General features: G+C 34.8%; 2 protein-coding genes and 1 pseudogene. All 3 read left to right on the forward strand.

The genetic code is table 11. The features are described 5' to 3' along the window. Window positions 1–723 (forward strand): tetratricopeptide repeat protein (locus WBM60_RS17665; RefSeq protein ID WP_424283428.1); only part of this gene is annotated, 723 nt, incomplete at its 5' end. A gap of 124 nt (window positions 724–847) precedes the next feature. Continuing rightward, window positions 848–2611 carry a tetratricopeptide repeat protein gene (locus WBM60_RS17670; protein ID WP_424283429.1) on the forward strand — a complete coding sequence of 588 codons (1764 nt, stop codon included), beginning with the start codon at window positions 848–850 and terminating at the stop codon, window positions 2609–2611. A gap of 81 nt (window positions 2612–2692) precedes the next feature. Then, a pseudogene (locus WBM60_RS17675) lies at window positions 2693–2846 on the forward strand (tRNA epoxyqueuosine(34) reductase QueG); the annotation flags it as partial.

The raw sequence follows: 2846 nt of genomic DNA on the forward strand, positions 1-2846 counted from the left end.
GATCTATTGCATTTTGGATACTTTACCTATGATTGGAATTTTGAATTGGCAGAGAAATATTACCAGACCCGTTTAAAAAGTAATGATTTAGGCAGAGATCTGGGCATGGATGTGATCTACCCCATGATGACTGGAAGATTTTCCGAGACACTTTTGACACTAAATAACAGAATTTTGAATATGCCCCAAACTATTTGGTCGTATCCGCCAAAGGCCGGAACACTTTTTTTTCTTGATAGGGAAGATGAAGCTATTGAATTGTTGGGAAATTGTGATAAGTTGTTCACCCATCATATATACTATTTACAGGAATCGGCCAAATGGTATTACTATCTTGAAGAATATGAAAAATCCAAAAACCAGTTAAAAAAATTTACCACCATTTTCCCAGACCGCCCTCCTATAATATTATGGCTCAGTGCTGTACATGAACATAGGGATGATAACGAGGAGGGTATTGCAAAGTATTTAAGTGAATTAAATAGAAGATACGAAGATGGGGCTTCAGGTAGCCCCGCATGGTTTATTGCACTTTATTATTGTGCCATAGAGGATTATGAAGAAGCCATTATATGGCTTCAAAGGGCTTATGACCGGCACGAAGTGGAAATGATATGGTTGCGTGAAGAACCACTTTTGATTCCACTACGAAATGATACACGCTACCTGGAACTATATTCCAAGGTTGGATTTCCCATGGAACCATATAGTATTCCCGAATAGATCCAAACTCATTTTCTGTACAGATTCATCTTTTCGAATGAAAGCAATCTTATTGAAACTGATCCTTTTCATTGACTTTTTGGGGTATTGATTGTTACTTTATTGGTTATTCAGTCAAATTGTGATGAATTTTATTGATGAACTTAAGCGTAGAAATGTCATTAAGGCAACAATAGCCTATATCGTTGTCGCCTGGGTTCTGCTGCAAGTGCTTACAAGCGTCCTGCCAAATTTCGAGACACCTCCCTGGGTCCTGAAGACCTTGTTGTTTTTAATAGCTATTGGCCTGCCTGTTTGGGTCATATTTTCATGGGTCTATGAAATAACCCCTGAAGGGCTCAAAAAAACCGTAAAAGTTTCAAAGGATCAATCTATCACAGAGGCTACCAACAGACGCCTGAACATTATAATCATAATTACACTGATCATTGCTATAGCCGTATCTTTTGTAAACAGACCAATGCCCGGCACTCCGTCAAAAATTATTGTCAATAACGAATTGATGACGGATAATTCTATCGCGGTAATTCCCTTTAAAAATCTCAGCGGGAATATTGAAAACCAATATTTTGCAGATGGCATGATGGATGACATTTTAAATCACCTCTCTATTATCCGAGGTTTAGAAGTAAAATCGAGACAATCTTCAGAAAAGTATCGTGAAAGTGAGAAATCAATACCACAGATTGGGGATGAATTAGATGTAAATTATCTCCTTGAAGGAAGCGTCCAAAAGCATAAGGACAGTATACGGATTATTGTACAACTGATCGATGCCATAAATGATAATCATCTATGGTCGGATAAATATGATTTTGAATTAAAAAATGTATTTACAATACAAAGTGAGATATCAAAACAAATCGCTATCGAATTAAATACTGTTATATCTCCTGCGGGAATAGAAGAAATTGAGAAAAAACCAACTGAAAATCTTGAGGCTTATAATTTTTATTTAAATGGTCGTTTTTTTTGGCACTTAAGAACTGAGAAAGATCTGAATAAGAGTATTTATTATTTTAATAAAGCAGTTGAACTAGATTCAACTTACTCCTTAGCGTATGCCGGATTGGCCGATTCCTATTTTATCATGGCATTTTGGGGATGGATTGAGAAAAATGAGGGATTCACCAATGGAAAAGAGTTTGCTCAGAAAGCGCTTACAATAAATAATAATATCGCTGAAGCACATGCAACATTGGGAGGAATAAAAACCTGGTATGAATGGAACTGGAAGGATGCAGAAAGCGAATTGAAATTAGCCATTTCTTTAAACCCAAATAATGCAACAGCCCATCAATATTATGCTGAATTATTGGATATTTTAGGTAGAAATAAAGAAGCGAGAGAGCAAATTAATTTAGCTCTCAAACTTAATCCACATTCTTATGCAATGAATTTGGTAAGTGCAATTTGCTATAATAATTCCAAAGATTATTATAAAGCGATTGAAGCCTATAAAAAGACTATAGATCTTGCAAATAGCAATAATGATCTTATTTTGGGTAACAAATTAAGTATAATGAAATGTTATCTAAATTTAGGTAGGAACAAAGACGCCTTTGAGCTTTTAAAGGATTTTATTCCCATAAACAATCATCAGTTATTAGATAAAATATTCGAGGATTCAGGTATTAAAGGAGTAATAAATTGGTATATTAATTGGATTTTAGTTGACAAACAAAATAAAAACAATAATTATACCATCGCTATGTTTTATAGCTTTATTGGAGATTCTCAAAATGCTTTAAAATATTTAGAGTATTTTTCTGAAGGTGGTCAAATCTTGTTGCCTAAAATAAATAATTCTTCAGATTTCAATGCCATTAAAACCGAACCCAGGTTTATCGCCATCCTAAAAAAAATGGGTTTAGAAGATTATGAATGATACCAATTATCTTATGTAAAGTTTTAAGGCAATTGTAATTTAGCCCAATTCGTTAATCACAAAGATTTTACCTTAATTGAAATGAATACCAAAAAAAATCAAACCCAACTCATCAAAACCGAAGCAAAACGCCTCGGTTTTTTGTCATGTGGGATATCCAGAGCCCAGTTTTTGGAAGAGGAAGCACCCCGTCTCGAACGTTGGTTGAAGGCCAATATGAACGGGGAGATGCAGT

The organism is Eudoraea sp. (genome assembly GCF_049669105.1).
Taxonomy (GTDB): Bacteria; Bacteroidota; Bacteroidia; order Flavobacteriales; family Flavobacteriaceae; genus Eudoraea.